General features: G+C 68.1%; 15 protein-coding genes. 13 read left to right on the top strand and 2 right to left on the bottom strand.

Annotation, left to right across the window (positions count from 1 at the left end):
• Positions 1 to 537: 537 nt before the first annotated feature.
• Positions 538 to 1176: a cAMP-activated global transcriptional regulator CRP gene (gene crp / locus BM214_RS00340; RefSeq protein ID WP_090483219.1), complete on the bottom strand. Its 639-nt coding sequence runs from the start codon at positions 1174 to 1176 to the stop codon at positions 538 to 540.
• Positions 1177 to 1367: 191 nt separating this feature from the next.
• Between crp and BM214_RS00335 the strand changes: the two genes are divergently transcribed.
• The 12 genes from BM214_RS00335 (at position 1368) to BM214_RS00280 (ending at position 15671) form a co-directional block, all read left to right on the top strand.
• Positions 1368 to 1784, top strand: a complete 417-nt coding sequence (locus BM214_RS00335; RefSeq protein WP_090483218.1) for an OsmC family protein — start codon at positions 1368 to 1370, stop codon at positions 1782 to 1784.
• A 200-nt stretch (positions 1785 to 1984) separates the two neighbouring features.
• A complete protein-coding gene (locus BM214_RS00330) occupies positions 1985 to 2602 on the top strand; it encodes an XrtA/PEP-CTERM system exopolysaccharide export protein (protein WP_090483406.1) in 618 nt (205 codons plus the stop codon).
• A gap of 74 nt (positions 2603 to 2676) precedes the next feature.
• Positions 2677 to 4242, top strand: coding sequence for an XrtA system polysaccharide chain length determinant (locus tag BM214_RS00325; protein WP_090483217.1), 1566 nt, complete (start codon positions 2677 to 2679; stop codon positions 4240 to 4242).
• A gap of 254 nt (positions 4243 to 4496) precedes the next feature.
• A complete protein-coding gene (locus BM214_RS00320) occupies positions 4497 to 5342 on the top strand; it encodes an XrtA-associated tyrosine autokinase (RefSeq protein ID WP_244887782.1) in 846 nt (281 codons plus the stop codon).
• Positions 5339 to 6781: a TIGR03016 family PEP-CTERM system-associated outer membrane protein gene (locus BM214_RS00315; protein WP_090483215.1), complete on the top strand. Its 1443-nt coding sequence runs from the start codon at positions 5339 to 5341 to the stop codon at positions 6779 to 6781. Before BM214_RS00320 ends, BM214_RS00315 begins: the two co-directional genes overlap by 4 nt.
• Before the next feature lie 3 nt (positions 6782 to 6784).
• The gene (locus BM214_RS00310) at positions 6785 to 7810 is read left to right on the top strand and encodes an XrtA/PEP-CTERM system-associated ATPase (protein WP_090483214.1); all 1026 of its coding nucleotides are present in this window, start codon (positions 6785 to 6787) and stop codon (positions 7808 to 7810) included.
• Positions 7811 to 7848: 38 nt separating this feature from the next.
• Positions 7849 to 8679 (top strand): XrtA system polysaccharide deacetylase, encoded by an 831-nt coding sequence (locus BM214_RS00305; protein ID WP_090483405.1) that lies wholly within the window; start codon positions 7849 to 7851, stop codon positions 8677 to 8679.
• Entirely contained in the window at positions 8672 to 9736 is a 1065-nt protein-coding gene (locus BM214_RS00300; protein WP_090483213.1) for a FemAB family XrtA/PEP-CTERM system-associated protein, read from the top strand. The genes BM214_RS00305 and BM214_RS00300 overlap by 8 nt, the downstream gene beginning before the upstream one ends.
• Positions 9736 to 10962, top strand: a complete 1227-nt coding sequence (locus BM214_RS00295) for a TIGR03087 family PEP-CTERM/XrtA system glycosyltransferase (protein WP_090483212.1) — start codon at positions 9736 to 9738, stop codon at positions 10960 to 10962. The genes BM214_RS00300 and BM214_RS00295 overlap by 1 nt, the downstream gene beginning before the upstream one ends.
• 46 nt (positions 10963 to 11008) lie before the next feature.
• Positions 11009 to 12574, top strand: a complete 1566-nt coding sequence (xrtA, locus tag BM214_RS00290; protein WP_177217535.1) for an exosortase A — start codon at positions 11009 to 11011, stop codon at positions 12572 to 12574.
• Positions 12558 to 13730, top strand: a complete 1173-nt coding sequence (locus BM214_RS00285) for a TIGR03088 family PEP-CTERM/XrtA system glycosyltransferase (RefSeq protein ID WP_090483210.1) — start codon at positions 12558 to 12560, stop codon at positions 13728 to 13730. The genes xrtA and BM214_RS00285 overlap by 17 nt, the downstream gene beginning before the upstream one ends.
• Positions 13731 to 13775: 45 nt before the next feature.
• Positions 13776 to 15671: an XrtA/PEP-CTERM system amidotransferase gene (locus tag BM214_RS00280; RefSeq protein WP_090483209.1), complete on the top strand. Its 1896-nt coding sequence runs from the start codon at positions 13776 to 13778 to the stop codon at positions 15669 to 15671.
• 144 nt (positions 15672 to 15815) lie between these two features.
• Here the strand turns inward: BM214_RS00280 and BM214_RS00275 are convergent, their stop codons facing one another.
• A complete protein-coding gene (locus BM214_RS00275) occupies positions 15816 to 16877 on the bottom strand; it encodes a 3-deoxy-7-phosphoheptulonate synthase (RefSeq protein WP_090483208.1) in 1062 nt (353 codons plus the stop codon).
• Positions 16878 to 17132: 255 nt separating this feature from the next.
• On the opposite strand from BM214_RS00275, the gene BM214_RS00270 reads away from it, so the two are divergent.
• Positions 17133 to 20366 (top strand): DEAD/DEAH box helicase, encoded by a 3234-nt coding sequence (locus BM214_RS00270; RefSeq protein WP_090483207.1) that lies wholly within the window; start codon positions 17133 to 17135, stop codon positions 20364 to 20366.
• The last annotated feature ends 56 nt before the right edge of the window (positions 20367 to 20422 follow it).

Genomic DNA, 20422 nt, shown 5'->3' with positions numbered 1-20422 from the left:
TGGGCTCGGCGGCCCCATTGGGATCGCCTGGGAGCGCCAAGCACCAGCTTGGCTCTGTTCTTGCCGAGCTGGGGCTCGGCGTTCCCAGGGGGGCGGGTAGGGGCCCGGCGTTCCTGATGGGGTTGCTGGGAGCGCCAAGCCCCAGCTTGGCTCAGTGCGATGCTGAGCTGGGGCTCGGCGTTCCCAGGGGGCGGGTTGGGGCCCGGCGTTCCTGATGGGGTTGCTGGGAGCGTCAAGCAGCCGCTTGGCTCAAGTGGGATGCCGAGCTGGGGCTCGGCGTTCCCAGGGGGGCGGGTAGGGGCCCGGCGTTCCTGATGGGGTTGCTGGGAGCGCCAAGCACCCGCTTGGCTCTGTTCGTGCCGAGCTGGGGCTCGGCGTTCCCAGGGGGGGTTGGGGCTCGGCGTTCCCAGGGGGGGTTGGGACCCGGCTTTCCCAGGGGGTGGGTGGCCCCGGGGTTCCCAGCTGCCCATCCGCTCCGGGCTGCGGCTCATGGCAAGGGCGATCGGGGACCCTTTGGGTGAAGGGGCGCGGAAGGAGTCAGCGGGCGTTGAAGACGACGATGGTCTTGCCGCGGGCGGTGATCAGCCCCCTCTCCTCCAGGTCCTTGAGCACGCGTCCGGCCATCTCCCGGGAGCAGCCCACGATCTTGGCCAGTTCCTGGCGGGTGACGCGGATCTGCATGCCGTCGGGATGGGTGAGGGCGTCGGGCTGCTGGGCCAGTTCCATGAGGGTGCGGGCGATGCGTCCGGTCACGTCCAGGAAGGCCAGGTCGATGACCTTGCGGCTGGTCTCCCGCAGGCGGTCCGCCAGTTGGGTGGCCAGCAGGAACATGATCTGCGGGTCGTCCATGGCCAGTTCCAGGAACTTGGCGTAGTGGATCTCCGCCGTCTCCGTGGCGCTGCGGGTAGTGATCCCGGCACTGCGGGCCTGGGAGGCGAAGATGCCCATCTCGCCGAAGAACTGTCCGGGATTGAGGTAGGCCAGCACCATCTCGTGCCCCAGTTCGTCCTCCATGATGACGCTCACCGAGCCCTGCACGATGTAGTAGAGGGTCTCGGGCCGGTCCCCGGCGTGGATGATGGTGCAGCGGGCGGGGTATTGTCTCCGGTGGCTGTGTGCCAGGAGTTTTTCCAGGGCCGGATCCGGGGTCTGCTTCTGTACGGGCAGGCGACTCATGCTCCACCTCACCAGGAGGGACGTGTGGGTGGCCGACACCCAGGGCGGACTGGCAAGGTCGCGAACCCGGTGCAGCACTGGATCTGTGGCGGTTTTGGATGCTTTGCGATCGCCATCAAGGAGTTTATGGTACCGGATTGGGCTTGTCGAATGCTGGGCGGCACCAGGGCCGCCGGGGGAGAAACCGAAGGATGAAAACACGGATCCATTGGCTGGAAAACGTCACCTTCGTGGGGGAGTCACCGAGCGGTCATGCCCTGGTGATGGATGGTGCCCCGGAGCAGGGGGGACGCAATCTGGGGCCCCGTCCCATGGAGATGCTGCTGCTGGGGCTGGGGGGGTGCACCGCCTTCGATGTGGTGCAGATCCTGCAAAAGGCGCGTCAGCCCATCATGGACTGCGAGGTGGAGATCTCCGCCGAGCGGGCCGACGAGCCGCCCCGGGTCTACACCGCCATCCATGTCCACTTCATCGTCACCGGCGAGGGGCTGTCGGAGAAGCAGGTGGCCCGGGCCGTGGCCCTCTCCGCGGACAAGTACTGCTCCGCCTCCATCATGCTGGGGAAGACCGCCCGCATCAGCCACGATTTCGAGATCCGCGGCACCTGAAACGGCCTGCCGGCCCCGGGGGCTTCTGCTAGACTCCTGGGCTGGATGCAGGGCATCCGTTCCCCCGGATCGGTACGAACTGAAATGTGATGCAGTTCCCGTTTTCTGTGCTAATGTCCCTTGTTAAGGATCTTCGTCCCCCGGGCTGGATGGCATCGCCTCCGGGTCCGGCACGCCGACCTATGGAGGATGTACGGAACATGCGTCAGTCAAGCGGTCTTGTCCGGTCCCTCGCGTTTCTCGTCCTGGCGGTCTTTCTCGGGGGCTGCGCCAGCCATCTGCCGCCCCTGGAGGACATCGACTACGAGGAGGATCCGGACTACATCATCGGTCCGGGGGACAACCTCAATATTTTCGTCTGGGGGCAGCCGGAGCTGTCCATGTCGGTGCCGGTGCGGCCGGACGGCAGGATCACCACCCCGCTGATCGAGGACGTGCAGGCCGCCAACAAGACCCCCACGGAGCTGGCCCGGGACATGGAGGAGGTCCTCCAGGTCTACGTGCGCGACCCGGTGGTGACCGTGATCGTCACCGGCTTTCGCGGACCCTACGACCAGCAGATCCGGGTGGTGGGGGAGGCCACCAATCCCCAGGCCATCCCCTATAACGAACACATGACCCTGCTGGATGTCATGATCGCCGTGGGGGGGATGACCGAGTTCGCCGCGGGCAACCGCGCCTCCATCGTGCGCAAGGTCAATGGCGAGACCGAGCAGTACCAGGTCCGTCTGGACGACCTGATCCGGGATGGGGACATCGAGGCCAACGCGCCGGTGTATCCCGGGGATATCCTCATCATCCCGGAATCCTGGTTCTGATCCGGAATTGATCCGAATCCGTACCGGGGCGCATTCGCACCCCGGATACACCATGTCGGGGGCGGAAGGCCAGCATGCAGGACATCCTCAACCAGATCCTGGGTTATGTCAGGGACACCTGGCGCTATCGCTGGATCATCCTTTTGATCGCCTGGGTGGTGAGCCTGGTGGGCTGGGCCTATGCCACCCGCCTTCCGGATGTCTACGAGGCCTCCGCCCGGGTGCACGTGGACACCGACTCCATGCTGCGTCCCCTGCTGCGGGGGCTGGCGGTGGATTCCAACCCCGGGCAGCGGGTGGCCTTCATGACCCGCACCATGCTCACCACACCCAACCTGGAATCGGTGGCCCGGGCCACCGACCTGCACCTGCAGGCCCGCAGCGATGCCGACATGCAGCGCATCGTGGAGCAGCTGCGCAGCAGCATCCGCATCTCGGCCGGTGGACGCAATGACAACAACATCTACAGCATCAGCTACACCCATGCCGATCCCCAGAGGGCCTACGATGTGGTGCAGGCCCTGCTCAACCGTTTTGTGGAGGGGGCCCTGGGTGAATTCCGCAGTGGTACCGATCAGGCCCAGCGCTTCCTGGAGGCCCAGATCCAGGCCTATGAACAGCGCCTGCGGGCCGCCGAGGAGCGCCTGGCCGAGTTCCGCCGCGAGAATGCGGGCATGCTGCCGGATGACCGGGGGGATTACTACGCCCGTCTGCAGGCCGCCCGCAACGCCCTGGAAGAGACCCGCCTGAAGATCCGCGAGGCGGTCAATCGCCGGGATGAGATCCGCCGGCAACTGGTGGGCGAGGCCCCCACCTTCGGCATCATGGGCGGGGGCGGCATCTCGGCCACGGCGGCCATCGATGCCCGCATCCGCAACCTGCAAGAGCGCCTGGACGAACTCCTGCTCACCTATACTGAGCGCCATCCCGACATCCAGAGCATCCAGCGCACCATCGAGGATCTGGAGGCACAGCGGGAGGAGACCCTGCGTCTGGCGCGCCAGTCCGGGCCCACTGCCGAGCAGTTGAACGCCAACCCCGTCTACCAGCAGATGCGCATGAGTCTCTCCAGTGTGGAGGTGGAACTGGCCAGTCTGCGGGCCCGGGAACGCCAGCAACAGGCGGAGGTGGAGGAGTTGCAGCGCCTGGTGGACGTCATTCCCGAGATCGAGGCGCAGCTCAAGCGCCTGAACCGGGATTACGAGGTCAACCGGGAGCAATACCAGCAGCTGCTGCGCCGGCGGGAGATCGCCAATGTCAGCGAGCGCCTGGAGGAGCAGGGCAACCAGGTGCAGTTCCGGGTCATCGAGCCGGCGCGTGTGCCCTCCACCCCCTCAGCCCCCAACCGGCCGGCCCTGTTCACCCTGTCCAGCCTGGGGGGGATCGCCCTGGGGGCGGGGCTGGCCTTTCTCATCGGCCAGCTGCGGCCGGTATTCCACAACCGCCGCAGCCTCAACAGTGTCACCGGTTTCCCCGTACTGGGCACCGTCTCCCGCGTCACCGGACCCCAGGTCCGCATGCGGGAGCGGGTGGAGTTGGGGGCCTTTACCGTGGGCGGACTGTTGCTGCTGGGGGCCTATCTGGCCGTGCTGGCGGCGGGCGGTATCCATTGGTCCATCGCGGAGCGGCTGCTGGGATGAGCGGAAAAGAGGGAAAAGAGAACGACCTGAGCCTCATTGAAAAGGCGGTGCGTCGTCTGGAGACGCGCCGCCCGGGAGAAGAGAGGGCTTCGCCACCCGCTGAGGCGAAAGGAGCTCCAGCGTCCGAGAGGGGGAGGGTGCCGGAGGCATCGCCCTCGACCCATGGCATCCCCGCCGGGGAGGCGGAGGCGTCCAGGGCATCTCGGGAGGCGGTATCCGGTGCCCAAGGTGAGACCCTGATAGGCCCGGAGGGGGTGCGATATACGCCCGAGCCCCTGCCGGAGGTGCCGCCGCCACCGCCGGATGTGGATCCCCACAGGGACCGCTACACGGAGCTGAACCTGGCCAGGCTGAAGGAACAGGGGTTTGTCACCGCCGATGCCAGTCGCAACCCGGTTTCCGAGGAATTTCGCATGATCAAGCGGCCGCTTTTGGCCAATGCCTTCGGCCAGGGGGCGGATCTGGTGCGCAACGGCAATCTCGTCATGGTCACCAGCGCCCGCTCCGGGGAGGGCAAGACCTTCACCGCCATCAACCTGGCCATCAGCATCGCCATGGAGATGGACAAGACAGTGCTGCTGGTGGACGCGGACGTGGGCCGATCCCGGGTGCACGAGATCCTCGGCACCCCCATGGGCCCCGGGCTCATCGATCTGCTCCTGGACCGGGACCTGGACGTGGGGGACGTGATGATCAAGACCAACATCCCCAAGCTGCGGGTCATCCCCATGGGGCGCTATCACCCCCATTCCAATGAGCTGCTGGCCAGCCGGGACATGGAACGCCTCGCCCAGGAACTGGCACAGCGCTATCCCGACCGCATGGTGATCTTCGATTCCCCGCCGCTGCTGCTCACCAGCGAGGCGGTGGTCCTGGCGGGCCTGCTGGGGCAGATCGTCTTCGTGGTGGAGTCCAGCCGCACCCTCCAGGGGGCGGTGAAGGACGCCCTTTCGATGCTGGACACCTCCAAGCCCATCGGTCTGGTGCTCAACAAGATGCGCAACCCCTTCGGCGGCCGTTACGCCGGCTATGGTTATGGCTATGGCTACGGCTACCACTACCACCACGATGAACCGGCCGCCCAGGGTCCCGCCGCATGACCGCTTTGCCAAGGATCGGCCTGCTTCTGGCCTGCGGCCTGCTGCTCACCGGCGGGGTGGCCCCGGCCCAGGCCGGGCCGTGGGAGGTCACCCCCCGGGTGCGCCTCTCCCATACCTTCACCGATAACGTAAACCGGGCGGCCACCTCCCGGGAGGCGGAGTCCGACTCCGTGAGCCAGGTCAATGCCGGGCTCACGGCCCGCCGCGCCGGCGGGCGCACGGCCCTGGACCTGGCCTACAACCTCCGGGGAATGGCCTATTGGGACGACGACCAGCGCAACCGGGTGGATCATCAATTTCGCGCCAATAGCACCACGGAGTTGCTGCGGGAAAGCCTCTTCCTGGATGCCTCCGCCAGCTATGACCAACGCATCCTGGATGCCCGGGAGGGGCTGGGGCAGGACGCCATCACCGCCGGGGACAACCAGACCGATGTGTTCCGCTACCGGGTCAGCCCCTATTGGCGCCGGGCCTTCGGGCGCCTGGCCAGCGCCCAGGTGCGCTACAGCCGCGAAGGGGTCGACTATGCCGAGGCCGAGGCGGATTCCCTGGACAGCACCGGAGACCGCCTGCAGGCGAGCCTGAGCAGTGGCCCCATGTTCACCACCCTGGGCTGGGGGCTTACCTACAGCCGGGAGGAGAGCGACTACGAGGACGGCTCGGCGGTCACCTTCGAGACCCTGGAGGCCCTGCTGCGCCTGAATCTGTCGCCTCAGTTCAGTCTTTACGCCGCCGCTGGGGAGGAGCGCAACGACTTCCAGCAGGATCCGGGGCGGGCCCGGCCGGATGACAATTTCTGGCGCGCCGGCTTCGATTGGGCCCCCACGGTACGCACGAGCCTGGGGGCCTCCTACGGGGAGCGCTTCTTCGGCGACACCTACAGTCTGGATCTGCGTCACCGCTCCCGCTTCGCCAACTGGCGCCTGAGCTATGCCGAGACCGTGGACACCTTGAGCGGCTACGAGCGGGTAGATACGCTGCAGGGGCTGCAGGGCGAGGATGTCTTCATCATCTTTAACCCCGAGACCTTCACCTTCGAGGCCTGGGAGCTGGTGCCGGACGTCTATGTCTCCAAGCGCCTGGATCTCACCGTCTCCGGGGAGCGCCGCCGCCTCTCCTGGGCCGTCACCGCCCTGCGGGATGAACGCAGCTTCGAGACGCAGCGGGGGGATGAACAGATCGAGGCCCTGCGGTTCAACCTGAGTCTGGATGTGGCCCCCCGCACCCGGTTGCGCGCCAATGGCGGCTGGCAATGGGCGGAGTATGCCACGGACGGCCGTGAGGACGATCTCCTCACCCTGGGTCTTGGCGTCACCCGGCAACTGGGTCCCCGCACCACGGCGGCCCTGGATCTGCGCCGGCAGGAGCGGGATTCCACCGCCGCCGGCGGGGATTACGAGGAAAACCGCCTCACTGCAAGCCTCACGGCCACCTTCTGAGCCATGTACGAAGCCTACTTCAACCTGGACCGCAAGCCCTTCCAGCTCAGTCCGGATCCGCGCTTCTTCTTCGGCAGCCGCATCCACAAGCGGGCCCTGGCCTACCTGCGCTACGGCCTGAGTCAGGGGGAGGGCTTCATCGCCATCACCGGGGACGTGGGCACGGGCAAGACCACCCTGGTGCGCACGCTCTTCCAGGATCTGCCCCAGGAGGAGTTGTTCGCCACCCAGATCGTCACCACCCAGCTCCATGCCGACGACCTGCTGCGCATGGTGGCCATCGCCTTCGGTCTTGAGGTGGCGGAGAACGAGACCAAGGCCAGTCTGCTGCACCGCATCGAGGGCTTTTTGGTGGAGAAGGCCCGGGAGGGGCGGCGCGTCCTTTTGGTGATCGACGAGGCCCAGAACCTGCCGCCCCATGCCCTGGAGGAGCTGCGCATGCTCTCCAACTTCCAAGTCTCGGGGCGACCGCTGCTGCAGAGCTTCCTGCTGGGGCAGAACCAGTTCCGCCGCACCCTGCAACTGCCGGAACTGGAACAGTTCCGGCAGCGCTTCCTCGCCGCCTGCCATCTCACGCCCCTGTCGGAAGAGGAGACCCGGGACTACATCCTCTACCGCCTGGAGAACGCCGGTTGGCGTCAGGATCCGGCCCTGGGGGACGAGGCCTTTGCCGAGATCCAGGCCCGCACCGGGGGCATCCCCCGGCGTATCAACAGCCTGGCGGACCGGCTGCTGCTCTATGCCTTTCTGGAGGAGCGCCATGCCATCGACGCCGCTGTGGTGGAGACCGTGGCCCGGGAGCTGGACGAGGAACTGAGCGCCGCTTCCGATGACACCGGGGCCGCGGATGCGGACGCCGGCCTGGAACGGGGGCTCTACGATGCCCAGGGCCGCCCGGCGGGGTATTCCTGGGGGCATATCGATCTGCGGGTCTCCGCCCTGGAGAGCCGCATCCAGACCCTGGAGCGCACGGTCTTCCGGGAACTGTCCATCCTGCGCCGCGCGGTGAAGCAACTGCTGAAGGAGTAGATCCCGTGGAGCCCGTCCCCTTGGAACCCCTCAATGCCATGACCGTGGACGTGGAGGACTACTTCCAGGTCTCCGCCTTTGAATCCCATATCTCCCGCGGTGACTGGGACGACCTGCCCCACCGCGTGGAGGGCAATGTGGACCGGATCCTGCAGCTCTTTGCCGATCACGGTGTGCGGGCCACCTTCTTCTACCTGGGCTGGATCGCCCGGCGCTATCCCGCCCTGGTGCGCCGCACAAGAGACGCGGGCCACGAGATCGCCAGCCATGGTTGGTCCCATATCCGCGCCACGGAGCAGACGCAAGAGGCCTTCCGTCAGGACGTGACCCGCACCCGGGCCCTGCTGGAGGACACCGCGGGGGCCCCCGTGCAGGGCTACCGCGCCGCCAGCTACTCCATCGGCCGGGACAACCTGTGGGCCCTGGACCTGCTGCAGGAGGCGGGCTATCGCTACAGTTCCAGCATCTATCCCGTGCACCACGACCTCTACGGCATGCCCGAGGCGCCGCGCTTCCCCTTCCGCCCGGGGGACGGCGACCTGCTGGAGATCCCGGTGAGCACCGTGGTGTGGAGGGGACGCAACTTCCCCTGCGGCGGCGGCGGGTATTTCCGGCTCTATCCCTACGCCCTGTCCCGCTGGGCCCTGCGCCGGGTGAACCGCCATGATGGGCAGTCCGCGGTGTTCTACTTCCACCCTTGGGAGATCGACCCGGACCAGCCCCGCCAGGGGGGCATCGGGATGAAGACCCGCGTGCGCCACTATCTCAACCTGGGACGCATGGAGTCGCGCCTCGGAAAACTCCTGGACGACTTCCGCTGGGACCGCATGGACCGCGTGTTCCTGGAACCGGACAGTGCCCATGACTGAGGCAAGGCCACGCCCACAGGGCCCCGCAGGCCTGACCGTCCGCCGCCTGGATGCGGCGGCGGAGCCCGCCTGGGAGGCCTTCGTGCAGGCATGCCCCGAGGCCACCTTCTTCCACCGGGCGGGCTGGAGGCGGGTGCTGGAACAGGCCTTCGGCCATCCGGGCCATTATCTCTATGCCGAGTCCGGCGGGCGCATCCGGGGCGTGTTGCCCCTGGGGCATGTGAAGACCCTCTTGTTCGGCAACGCCCTGATCTCGGTACCGTTCTGCGTCTACGGCGGCGTGGCGGCCGAGGATGCCGAGGCCGAAGGGGCCCTGATCCAAGCGGCCCGGGACCTGGCCGAGTCCCTGCAGGTGGACTACCTGGAACTGCGCCACCGGCAACGCCGTCTGCCCCAGTGGCCGTGTAAGGACGATCTGTACGTCACCTTCCGCAAGGCCATCGACCCGGATCCGGAGGTCAACCTCAAGGCCATCCCCCGCAAGCAGCGGGCCATGGTGCGCAAGGGCATGCAGCGGGGGCTCATCTCCGAGGAGGAGGGGGGGATCGAGCGCTTCTTCCCCATCTATGCCGACAGCGTGCGCCGGCTGGGGACGCCGGTATTCCCGCGGCGTTACTTCCGGGCCCTCATGGACACCTTCGGCGACGCCGCCCGGGTGACCACGGTGCACCATCAGGGGCGGCCGGTGAGCAGCGTGCTCAGCTTCCTCTTCCGCGACGAGGTGCTGCCCTACTACGGTGGCGGTACGGCCGAGGCCCGGGGCCTGGCGGCCTTCGATTTCCTCTATTGGGAGGTCATGCGCCGCGCCGCCGGGGCGGGGTGCCGTGTCTTCGACTACGGTCGCAGCAAGCGCGGCACCGGCTCGTTCCAGTTCAAGAAGAACTGGGGCTTCGAGCCCGAGCCGTTGTATTACGAGTACCACCTGGTGCGGGCCCGGGCGATCCCGGAGATCAATCCCCTCAATCCCCGCTACCGGCTGTTCATCCAGGGCTGGAAGCGCCTGCCCACCCCCGTGGCCAATGTCCTTGGGCCGTATCTCTCCCGGGGGCTGGGCTGATGCCAAGGCCCAGCCTGCTGTTTCTGGCCCACCGCATCCCCTATCCCCCCAACAAGGGGGACAAGATCCGTTCCTTCAACCTGCTCAAACACCTGGCGGGGCACTACCGCATCCACCTGGGATGCTTCGTCGACGATCCCCAGGATTGGGCATACCGGGAAGACGTCGCCGCCTATTGCCACGATCTCTTCCTGCAGCGGCTGGATCCGGGCATGGCCCGGGTGAAGAGCCTGCGCGGCCTGCTGGACGGCCGTCCCCTGACGTTGCCCTATTACGCCGATCGGCGCCTGCGGCGCTGGGTGCGGGCCACCCTGGAGGGCGGTGTGGGGCGGGTGCTGGTCTTCTCCTCGGCCATGGCCCAGTACCTGGGGCCGCAGGATTACGAGCGCTGCCATGTGGTGGTGGATTTCGTCGACGTGGATTCCGACAAATGGCGCCAGTACGCCCCGTCCCACCGCTTTCCCATGAACCGCCTGTACGCGCGGGAGTCCCGGCGGCTTTTGGCCTACGAACGCCAGGTCGCCGCCCGGGCCGGGGCCGGGGTCTTCGTCAGTCCACAGGAGGCCGAGCTGTTCCGGCGGCTCTCCCCCGAGACCGCCTCCACCACCCACGCCATCGACAACGGTGTGGACGTGGACTACTTCTCCCCGCAAGGCCCCCATGCCGATCCCTTCCCCTCCGGCGAGCGCCACTTGGTGTTCACCGGGGCCATGGACTACTGGGCGAACGTGGACGCGGTGCGCTGGTTCGCCGGGGAGGTCTTTCCCCGGGTGCGCGCCCGCTGTGCCGAGGCCCGGTTCACCATCGTGGGCGCCCGGCCGGGTGCGGAGGTGAAGCGCCTGGAGCGGATCCCGGGGGTGCAGGTCACCGGCGCGGTGCGGGACGTGCGTCCCTACCTGGCCCATGCCGCCGCCGCCGTGGCCCCGCTGCGCATCGCCCGGGGGGTGCAGAACAAGGTCCTGGAGGCCATGGCCATGGCCCGGCCGGTGATCGTCACCCCCCAGGCCATGGACGGGCTGCGCATGTGCGCGGATCTCAAGCCCCTGCTGGCGGAAGACCCCGAGGCGCTGGCGGCACTGTCCCTGTCGGCCCTGACGGGGGCGCTGCCGGCGGATGCGGGGGAACGCAACCGGGCCTGCGTGTGCCGCCACTACAGCTGGGCCGAGCACATGGGGCGGTTCGTGCATCTCCTGGAGACGGCGGCAGCGGACGGATCGTCGGGATGAAGGGCGCAAGGAGGGCAGGATCATGGATGCCGGAGGGGAACCACCCATGAACCCGGACACCGTGGCGTCGGCGCCCCGCAGGGGCACCGGATTGCCCTGGCCGTGGGCCCTGGCGGGGTTCGCCACCGCCCTGCTGGTGGCGGTAGGGCTCTACTGGCCGGGGGTGGAGCGCCTGGTGCACATCTGGACCCACTCCCAGACCTATGCCCACGGCATGGTCATCTTCCCCATCAGCCTCTTTCTGGTGTGGACCCGGCGCCAGGACCTGGCCCGTCTGCTCCCCGAGCCCAGCCTGCTGGGGGCCCTCGGTATCCTGCTCCTGGGGGGCGTCTGGTTCCTGGGGCGGGCGGCGGACATCACCACCGTGCAGACCTTCGTGGTGGTGGCCCTGGTCCCCGCCCTGGTGCTGGCCCTGCTGGGACGGCGGGTCACCCGCGTGCTGCTCTTCCCCCTGGCCTATCTCTTCTTCGCCTGGCCCGTGGGCAATTTCCTGGTGCCCGTGCTGCAGGACTTCACCGCCTGGATCAGCGTGGCGCTGCTGCGCCTCTCCGGCATCCCCACCTTCAGCGAGGGCCACTACATCAGTATCCCCGCCGGGGACTTCGTGGTGGCGGAGGTGTGCAGCGGCATCCGTTATCTCATCGCCTCCGTGGCCCTGGGTCTGGTCTATGCCTATCTGGTCTACCGCAGCCTCTGGCGGCGCCTGGCCTTCGTGGGCCTGTCCATCGTCGTGCCCATCCTCGCCAACGGCCTGCGCGCCTACGGCATCATCCTGATCGCCCACTGGACCGGCATGGAGCATGCCGTGGGGGTGGATCATCTGATCTACGGCTGGCTCTTCTTCGGGTTCGTGATGTTCCTGCTGTTCTGGATCGGCGCCTTCTTCCGGGAGGATCACCTCCCGCTGGCCACCCCCGGCCGGGGGTCGTCCGCCGGGGCCCCGGCGGTTCGCGGTCCGGCCTTGGGGATCCTGCCCGTCCTGGCCGCAGCGGCGGTGGCCCTGGTCCTGGCGCCAGCGGGGGAGGCCTGGATGGACTGGCGCATGATCGCCTCGGACGGCGATGCGCGGCCCGTGGCGCCGCAGGTGGCCGGCTGGCAGGGGCCGCTGCCCCTGCAGGACCCGGCCTGGACCCCCGCCTGGGCCGAGCCCGATGGCCGCATCCAGGCGGCCTATGCCGGCGATGGGGGGGAGGTGGCGTGGCAGGTCTATCACTACCGCTACGACCGGTCCGGGACCGACCTGATCCGCTATGACAACCGCATCCAGGATGGGCGGCAATGGCGGCGGATCCAACAGGATATCCGGTCCGTCTCCCTGACCGGCGGTGCGCGGCACCAGGTGCGCGAGACCTTCCTGCGGGGCCGGGAAGGGGAGGACCGCCTGGTCTGGCACTGGTATCAGGTGGCCGGCCGCACCACCGTGCGCCCCGTGGAGGTGAAGCTCCTGGAGGCCTGGGCCCGGCTCACGGGGCACGAGGAAGGTTCCCTGCTGGTGACCGTGAGCACCGGTTTCCGGGCCGGGCCTGAGGAGGCCCGCAAGACCCTGGCGGGATTCCTGCGCCAGGCCCCCCGGCGGGTGGCCGTGGAGACGGGCAATGGTGCCGATGACTGAGGCGGATCCACCCACGCAGCCCCCGCCCCTGGTGGCCCATGTCATCCATCGCCTGGATGTGGGGGGCATGGAGAACGGCCTGGTGAATCTGATCAATCACATGCCGCCGCAGCGCTACCGCCATGCCATCCTGTGCATGACCGGCTACACCGGTTTCGCCCGGCGGCTGCAGCGGGAGGACGTCTCCCTGCATGCTCTGGACAAACGCGAGGGCAAGGATCCGGCGGTGCACCTGCGCCTGTGGCGCCTGCTGCGCCGGTTGCGGCCGGCCATCGTACACACCCGTAACCTGGCCACCCTGGAGGCCCAGGCCACGGCGGCCCTGGCGGGGGTGCGGCGCCGTGTCCATGGCGAGCACGGCTGGAACGTGGGCGACCTGGACGGCTCCGGCGAGGGCCCCCGCCGCATGCGCCGCCTGTTGCGCCCGCTGGTGGGGCAGTACATCGCCCTGTCGCGGCATCAGATGGACTATCTGACCGGTGCCATCGGCGTGCCCGCCGACCGGTTGAACCACATCTGCAACGGCGTGGACACGGGGCGCTTCCATCCCCCGCAAGACCGGGTGGCGGCGCGGGCCGCGCTGCCGCCGGGCTTCGCCCCGCCGGGGACACCGGTGCTCGGCGCGGTGATGCGCCTGCAGGCGGTGAAGGCCCCGGAGGTGTTGCTGCAGGCCTTCCTGGGGTTGCTAGGGCAGGCCCCGCCGGGAGGCGAGCCGCGCCTGGTGATGGTGGGGGACGGGCCGCTGCTGCGGGATCTGCGCGCCCGCCTGGAGGCGGCCGGGGCCGCCCATCTGGCCTGGCTCCCCGGGGCCCGGGACGACATCCCGGAAATCCTGCGGGCCCTGGATGTCCTGGTCCTGCCTTCCCTGGCGGAGGGGATCTGCAACACCATCCTGGAGGCCATGGCCACCGGGCTGCCGGTGATCGCCACCCGCGTGGGGGGCAATCCGGACCTGATCCGGGACGGCCAGACCGGCCTGCTGGTCCCCCCCGGGGATGCCGAGGCCCTCATGGTGGCCCTGGAGCGCTGCCTGGGGGATCCGGCGGCGGCCCGGGCCCTGGGGGCGGCGGCCCGGGCGCACACCGAGCAGGCCCTGAGCCTGGAGGCCATGGTGCAGGGCTACCTGGCGGTCTACGACCGCCTCATGGCCGGCTGAGGCCGCGCCCCATCCCCCATCCACACCATCCACCGAGACCCTTCCATGTGCGGCATCACCGGCATCTTCGACACCCGCGATCGGCGCCCCGTGAACCGGGCCCTGCTGGAGGCCATGAACCTGGCCCAGTTCCACCGCGGCCCGGACGAGGGCGGGGTGCACCTGGAACCGGGGCTGGGGCTGGCCCACCGCCGGCTGTCCATCATCGACCTCTCCAGCGGCCGCCAGCCCCTGTTCAACGAGGACGGCAGCGTAGCCGTCACCTACAACGGGGAGATCTACAATTTCGCCGAACTCACCGAGGAGCTGAAGGCCGCCGGGCACCGCTTTCGCACCCACTGCGACACCGAGGTGATCGTCCACGCCTGGGAGCAGTGGGGGGCGGACTGCGTGCGCCGCTTCCGCGGCATGTTCGCCTTCGCCGTCTGGGACCGGAACAGTGAAACCCTCTTCCTGGCCCGGGACCGGCTGGGCATCAAGCCCCTGTACTATGCCCTGCTGCCCGACGGCCTGTGCCTGTTCGCCTCGGAACTCAAGGCCCTCATGGTGCATCCGCATCTGCCCCGGGCGCTGGACCCCCGGGGGGTGGACGACTATTTCGCCTACGGCTATGTCCCCGAGCCCCGCACCGTCTATCAGGCGGTGCGCAAGCTGCCCCCGGGTCACACCCTCACCCTGCGCCGCGGCGCGCCGCCGGCCGAGCCCCGGGAATACTGGGACGTGCCCTTCACTCCCCACGCCGCGCTGGATGAGGCCGAGGCCGCGGAGGAACTGGTGGCGCGTCTGCGCGATGCGGTGCGCATCCGCCTGGTGGCGGAAGTCCCCCTGGGGGCCTTCCTCTCCGGTGGGGTGGACTCCAGCGCCGTGGTGGCCCTCATGGCCGGTCTCGGGGATGCGCCGGTGAACACCTGTGCCATCGGTTTCAACGTGCCGCGCTATGACGAGTCGGCCTTTGCCGCTCAGGTGGCCGAGCACTGCCATACCCGCCACCGTACACGCCAGGTGGACCCGGACGATTTCGATCTCCTGGATCGCCTGGCGGGGCTCTACGACGAACCCTTCGCCGACAGCTCGGCCCTGCCCACCTACCGGGTGTGCGAACTGGCCCGCCAGGAGGTGACCGTGGCCCTCTCCGGGGATGGCGGCGATGAGAACCTGGCGGGCTATCGCCGCTACCGCTTCCACGCCGCGGAGGAGCGCTGGCGCGGCCTGATGCCTGGGGCACTGCGCCGGCCCCTGTTCGGTGCCCTGGCACGGGCCTATCCCAAGGCCGACTGGGCGCCGCGGGTGCTTCGCGCCAAGGCCACCTTCCAGGCCCTGGCGCGGGATGCGGTGGAGGGGTATTTCCACAGCGTCGCCGTGGTCCGGGATGAGCAGCGGAATCGCCTCTACAGCGAGGCCTTCCGGCGCCAGCTGGACGGCTATCATCCGGTGTCGGTGCTGCGCCATCACGCCGCCCGTGCGCCCACGGAGGACCCCGTCTCCCTGGCGCAGTACCTGGACCTGAAGACCTATCTCCCCGGGGATATCCTCACCAAGGTGGACCGGGCCAGCATGGCCCATGCCCTGGAGGTGCGGGTGCCCATCCTGGATCACCCCCTGGTGGAGTGGATCTCCGGGCTGCCGTCGCAGATGAAGCTTCGCGGGGGGGAGGGCAAGTATCTGTTCAAGAAGGCCATGGAGCCCTATCTGCCCCATGACATCCTGTACCGGCGCAAGCAGGGCTTCGCCGTCCCCCTGGACCAGTGGTTCCGTGGCCCCCTGGCGGGGCGCCTGGAGGAGACCCTGCTGGGGGAGCGCATGGGGGACTGCGGGCTCTTCAACCCGGACACCCTGCGCCACCTGGTGGAGGCCCACACCAGCGGCCGCCGGGACTACAGCGCGCCGCTGTGGTCGCTGTTCATGTTCGAGGCGTTTTTGCGACGCAATGAGGGCAGTTAACCCCGTTTCCGTCTCACATCCGTTGAGCGATGAACCTGCTCCTGGCCCGCCAGGACGGGTCTCTCACCGGGCAGGACGGGGGGATGCAGATCTCGCGGAGATGCCCCTCTGCGTCAGGGCCGGGCTGGATGGAGGGGCGATTCCCTATTTGCGCACCTTGCGCAGCGCCTCGGCGCCGTCCCGCAGCATCTGCTCGGTGGTGGCCCAGTCCACGCAGGGGTCGGTGATGGAGCAGCCGTAGCGCAGCCTGGCGCGGTCCTCCGCCATGGGCTGGTTGCCCGCCTCCAGGAAGCTCTCGATCATCAGTCCCACCACGGAACGGTTGCCTTCCCGGATCTGGTGCAGGACATCCTTCATCACCAGGGGCTGGAGTTCGGGCTTCTTGGAGGAGTTGGCGTGGGAGCAGTCCACCACCAGGTTCTGCGCCAGGCCCGCCTTGGCCAGGGCCTGTTCCGCCAGGGCCACGGAGACGGTGTCGTAGTTGGGCTGGCCGTTGCCGCCCCGCAGCACCAGATGGCCGTAGCGGTTGCCCCGGGTGCGCAGGATCACCGACTGGCCGTTGCCGCCGATGCCCAGGAAGCTGTGGGGGTGGGAGGCGGAGAGGATGGCGTTCACCGCCACCCCCAGGTCGCCGTCGGTGCCGTTCTTGAAGCCCACCGGCGTGGACAGCCCCGAGGCCATCTCCCGGTGGGTCTGGGACTCGGCGGTGCGCGCGCCGATGGCGGTCCAGCTGACCAGGTCACCGTAGTACTGGGGCGCGATGGGATCCAGGGCCTCGGTGCCGGCCGGGAGCCCCAGTTCGTTCACGTCCATGAGGAACCGCCGTGCCCGGGCCATGCCCTCGTCGATGCGGAAGCTGTCGTCCAGATAGGGGTCGTTGATGAACCCCTTCCAGCCCACGGCGGTGCGCGGCTTCTCGAAATAGACCCGCATCACCACCACCAGGGCGTCGGAGACCTCGTCCGCCAGGGCCTTGAGCCGCCGGGCGTAGTCCAGACCCGCCTCCGGGTCGTGGATGGAGCAGGGGCCCACCACCACGAACAGGCGCGGATCCTTGCGATCCAGGATGTCACAGAGGGTGCGGCGCCCCTCCAGGACCGTCCGGGCAGCCGCTTCGCTCATGGGGATCTGTGCCTTCACCTCCTGGGGGGAGGGCATGTAGTCGGTGGCGGCGATGTTGAGGTTGTCGGTCTGTGCGGTGGTCATGGGCGGGTCCGGCAGATGGATGACAATCCCCACAGTCTAACGCGAATCCGGCCCTTGTGCGCCGCCGCAGGGGGCTCCCAGGGGTGTGAAATGGCCATGGCCCTCAGCCGGATCAGCTAGGCGCCCGACCGGCTGAATCCACGCTGTATGGGCGCGTGGGATCGTGAGCGCAGGGATGGCCATGATCCTGGCGCTTAACCGATCCCGGCTGGACGGGTATCCTGCGAGAGAACCCCATGCCCAACCCTGCGTGCAATGACCCAAACCCGAGAATGGATCACCCCCACCCTGCTCCAGCAGGAATGTGGTCAAAACGCCTATACCCGCGGTCGGGACTACTTCAGAAAAGGGGCCACCTTGCGGGTGGAGCGGGTGCAGCAAACCCCCACGGAATTGATCTTCCATGCCCGTACCCAGGGCAGTGGCCGCAGGCCTTACCAGCAATATGTGCGCGTCTTTCTCGTGGATGGGGATCCGGACCCTCATCTGGAGGGGGAGTGTTCCTGTCCCATGGGCTTTAACTGCAAGCACGTGGTGTCCGCGGCCCTGACCTATCGGGAGCAGATCCCGGCGGGTGAACTACAGATCCAGAACCGGAATGGATTTGTGGACTGGTTGGATCGGATCCAACAGCGGGAAGCGCAGCGGGAGTATCGACTCACCGAGGAATGCCTGGCCTATCACCTGCTGCCCATGCACAGCGGCGCCCTGGTGCAGTTCCGGGTGGCCCGCCCGCGCAAGGACGGCACCCTGGGCAAGGGAAGGATGGTCTCCCTGGGCACCCTGGCCGAGCCCTACCAAAGCGCCTGCTGCCTGTACATGACCGAAACCGACCGGGAGATCATCCAGCTGTTGTTCGTGGCCAACGACCTGGATGGCTACCGGGACCCTGCGCTCAAGGGGCGGGCCGGGGCCATCGCCCTGGATATGATGCTGCGCACGGGCCGGCTGTTCGCCGCAACCCAGACGCCCACCCCCCTGACCCAGGGGGCGCAACGGGAACTGAACCTGGACTGGGAGCGGGAAGGGGACCGGTACCGGCTGCGCATGGAGATGGATCAGGGTGGGGGAGACGTCCTTCCCACGGAACCGCCGGCCTATCTGGACATGCAACGATTCGAGGCCGGCCCCCTGGTGTTGCCCGAGGGATTCGATCCGCAATGGGTCCACCGCATCCAGGACTCCCCACCCGTGGAGGCCGGTGAGGCCGAGGCCGTCAGCCGCCGTCTGGCCCTGGAGTTCCCGCAGATGCCCACCCCCACCCCCGTACAATGGCGGGAGGTGCACGCATCCCCCGTCCCGGCCCTGGCGGTCATGCTCTACGACGAGGACCTGCTGCAGTCGGGGCTGCTGCTGCATTTCCTCTATGACCAGGTGGCGGTCAGGCCCGAGGCACCCCAGGAGGTGGTCAGCGGCGAGGTGGACGGGGAACTGGTGCGTGTGTACCGGGATCCGGCCGCCGAGACCCAGGCGATGGACACGCTGCGTTCCGCAGGGTTGCTGCCTTTGGCCGATCATCCCGAACTCTACACCCCCTCCATGGAGGATACGGATCGCGGAACCGCCATCGGCCGCTGGCTGGATGTCCTGGACAGCTTCCTGCCGCGCCTGGAGGAGGAGGGATGGCGCATCGAATATGTGCAGGGAACCCATCCGCAGCTCACCGGTTCCGACAGCCTCCGGGCCGAAGTGGAGGAAGGGCAGGGCTGGTTCGATCTCCATTTCGATCTGGAGGTGGATGGACGCAAGATCCCTTTGCTGCCCCTGGTGAGCCAGCTCATCGAGGACTATTCCCCCGGCAGCCTGCCGGAACATCTCTGGCTTCAGTTGGAGACGGGGGAATACGTGAAGGTGCCCCGGGAGCAGATCGAACCGGTGCTGCAGACCCTGATGGATCTGCACGAGCAGATCGCCCCCGATGCATCGGCCCTGCGCCTTTCCCGCCTGGATGCCCCGCGCCTGCTGGAACTGGGGGACCTGCCGGTGCAGGGTGGGGCCTCGCTCCAGGATATGGCCCGGAAGCTGACGCGATTTGAGGCCATCCTCGAGGTGCCCCCGCCACGGGGGTTCACGGGGGATTTGCGCCCTTATCAGCAGCGGGGGGTATCCTGGCTCCAGTTCCTGCGGGAGTATGGCCTGGCCGGTATCCTGGCGGACGACATGGGGCTGGGCAAGACCGTCCAGACCCTGGCCCACCTGGCCCTGGAGCGGGAGGCGGGGCGCCTCTCCGATCCCGCCCTGATCGTGGCGCCCACGAGCCTGTTGAGCAACTGGCGACGGGAGGTCGAACAGTTCACGCCGGATCTGCGCGTGCTGGTGTTGCATGGTCCGCAGCGCAAGGACCATTTCCACCGCCTGGCGGAGCACGACCTGGTGCTGACCACCTATCCATTGCTGCCCAGGGATCGGGAGGCCCTCCTGGAGCAATCCTTCAGCCACCTGATCCTGGACGAGGCGCAGCAGATCAAGAATCCCAAGGCCCAGGCCGCTCAGGTGGCCCGTCGCCTCAAGGCGGAACACCGCCTGTGCCTCACCGGGACCCCCATGGAGAACCATCTGGGGGAGCTCTGGGCGCAATTCGATTTCCTCCTGCCCGGATTCCTCGGTACCCAGGAGGCCTTTTCCCGCACCTACCGCACCCCCATCGAGAAACACGGTGACCAGGACCGGATGCAGCGCCTGAATCGCCGCATCTCCCCCTTTCTGCTGCGTCGCACCAAGGACGTGGTGGCGGCGGAATTGCCCGAGAAGACGGAGTTGCTGCGCAGTGTGCCCATCGGCGGGCGCCAGGCGGCCCTGTACGAGAGCATCCGCCTGACCATGGAGCGCAAGGTGCGGGATGCCATCGCCCGCAAGGGATTGGCCGGGAGCCAGATCACCATACTGGATGCCCTGCTCAAGCTGCGCCAGGTCTGCTGTGACCCCCGCCTGCTGCCGGCCTCCGTGCGCCGGGACAACGAAGCGGTCCCCTCTGCCAAGCTGCGCATGCTCATGGAACTCCTGCCGGAGTTGTTGAGCGAGGGGAGCCGCGTACTGATCTTCTCCCAGTTCACCACCATGCTGGGTCTCATCGAGAAGGAGCTCAAGGCGACCGGGATCGCCTATTCCAAGCTCACCGGCCAGACCCGCAAGCGGGACGAGGCCATCGGCGCCTTCAGGGAAGGTCGTGTGCCGGTGATGCTGGTGAGCCTCAAGGCCGGGGGTGTGGGGCTGAATCTGACGGAGGCGGACACCGTCATCCACTACGATCCCTGGTGGAACCCCGCCGTGGAGGCCCAGGCCACGGACCGGGCCCATCGCATCGGCCAGGACAAGCCCGTATTCGTCTACAAACTGGTCACCGAGAACACCGTGGAGGAGAAGATCCTCGCCATGCAGGCCCACAAGCAGCAGCTGGCGGATCGGATCTACCGCACCGGCGAGCGGGCCCCGGATCAGCCGCCCATCGACGCCGACATGATCGAGGCCCTGTTCTCCGCCGGGGAGTGAATCCCCGGGCCAAGGGAAGGAGGGACCTGAGGGCATTCCCCCCGGGCCCACGGCGC

Origin of the sequence: Ectothiorhodospira mobilis, assembly GCF_900114895.1 — a bacterium.
Taxonomy (GTDB): domain Bacteria; phylum Pseudomonadota; class Gammaproteobacteria; order Ectothiorhodospirales; family Ectothiorhodospiraceae; genus Ectothiorhodospira; species Ectothiorhodospira mobilis_A.
The sequence above is the reverse complement of the archived record's forward strand: the minus strand, read 5'-3'. Positions and strand labels throughout refer to the sequence as shown.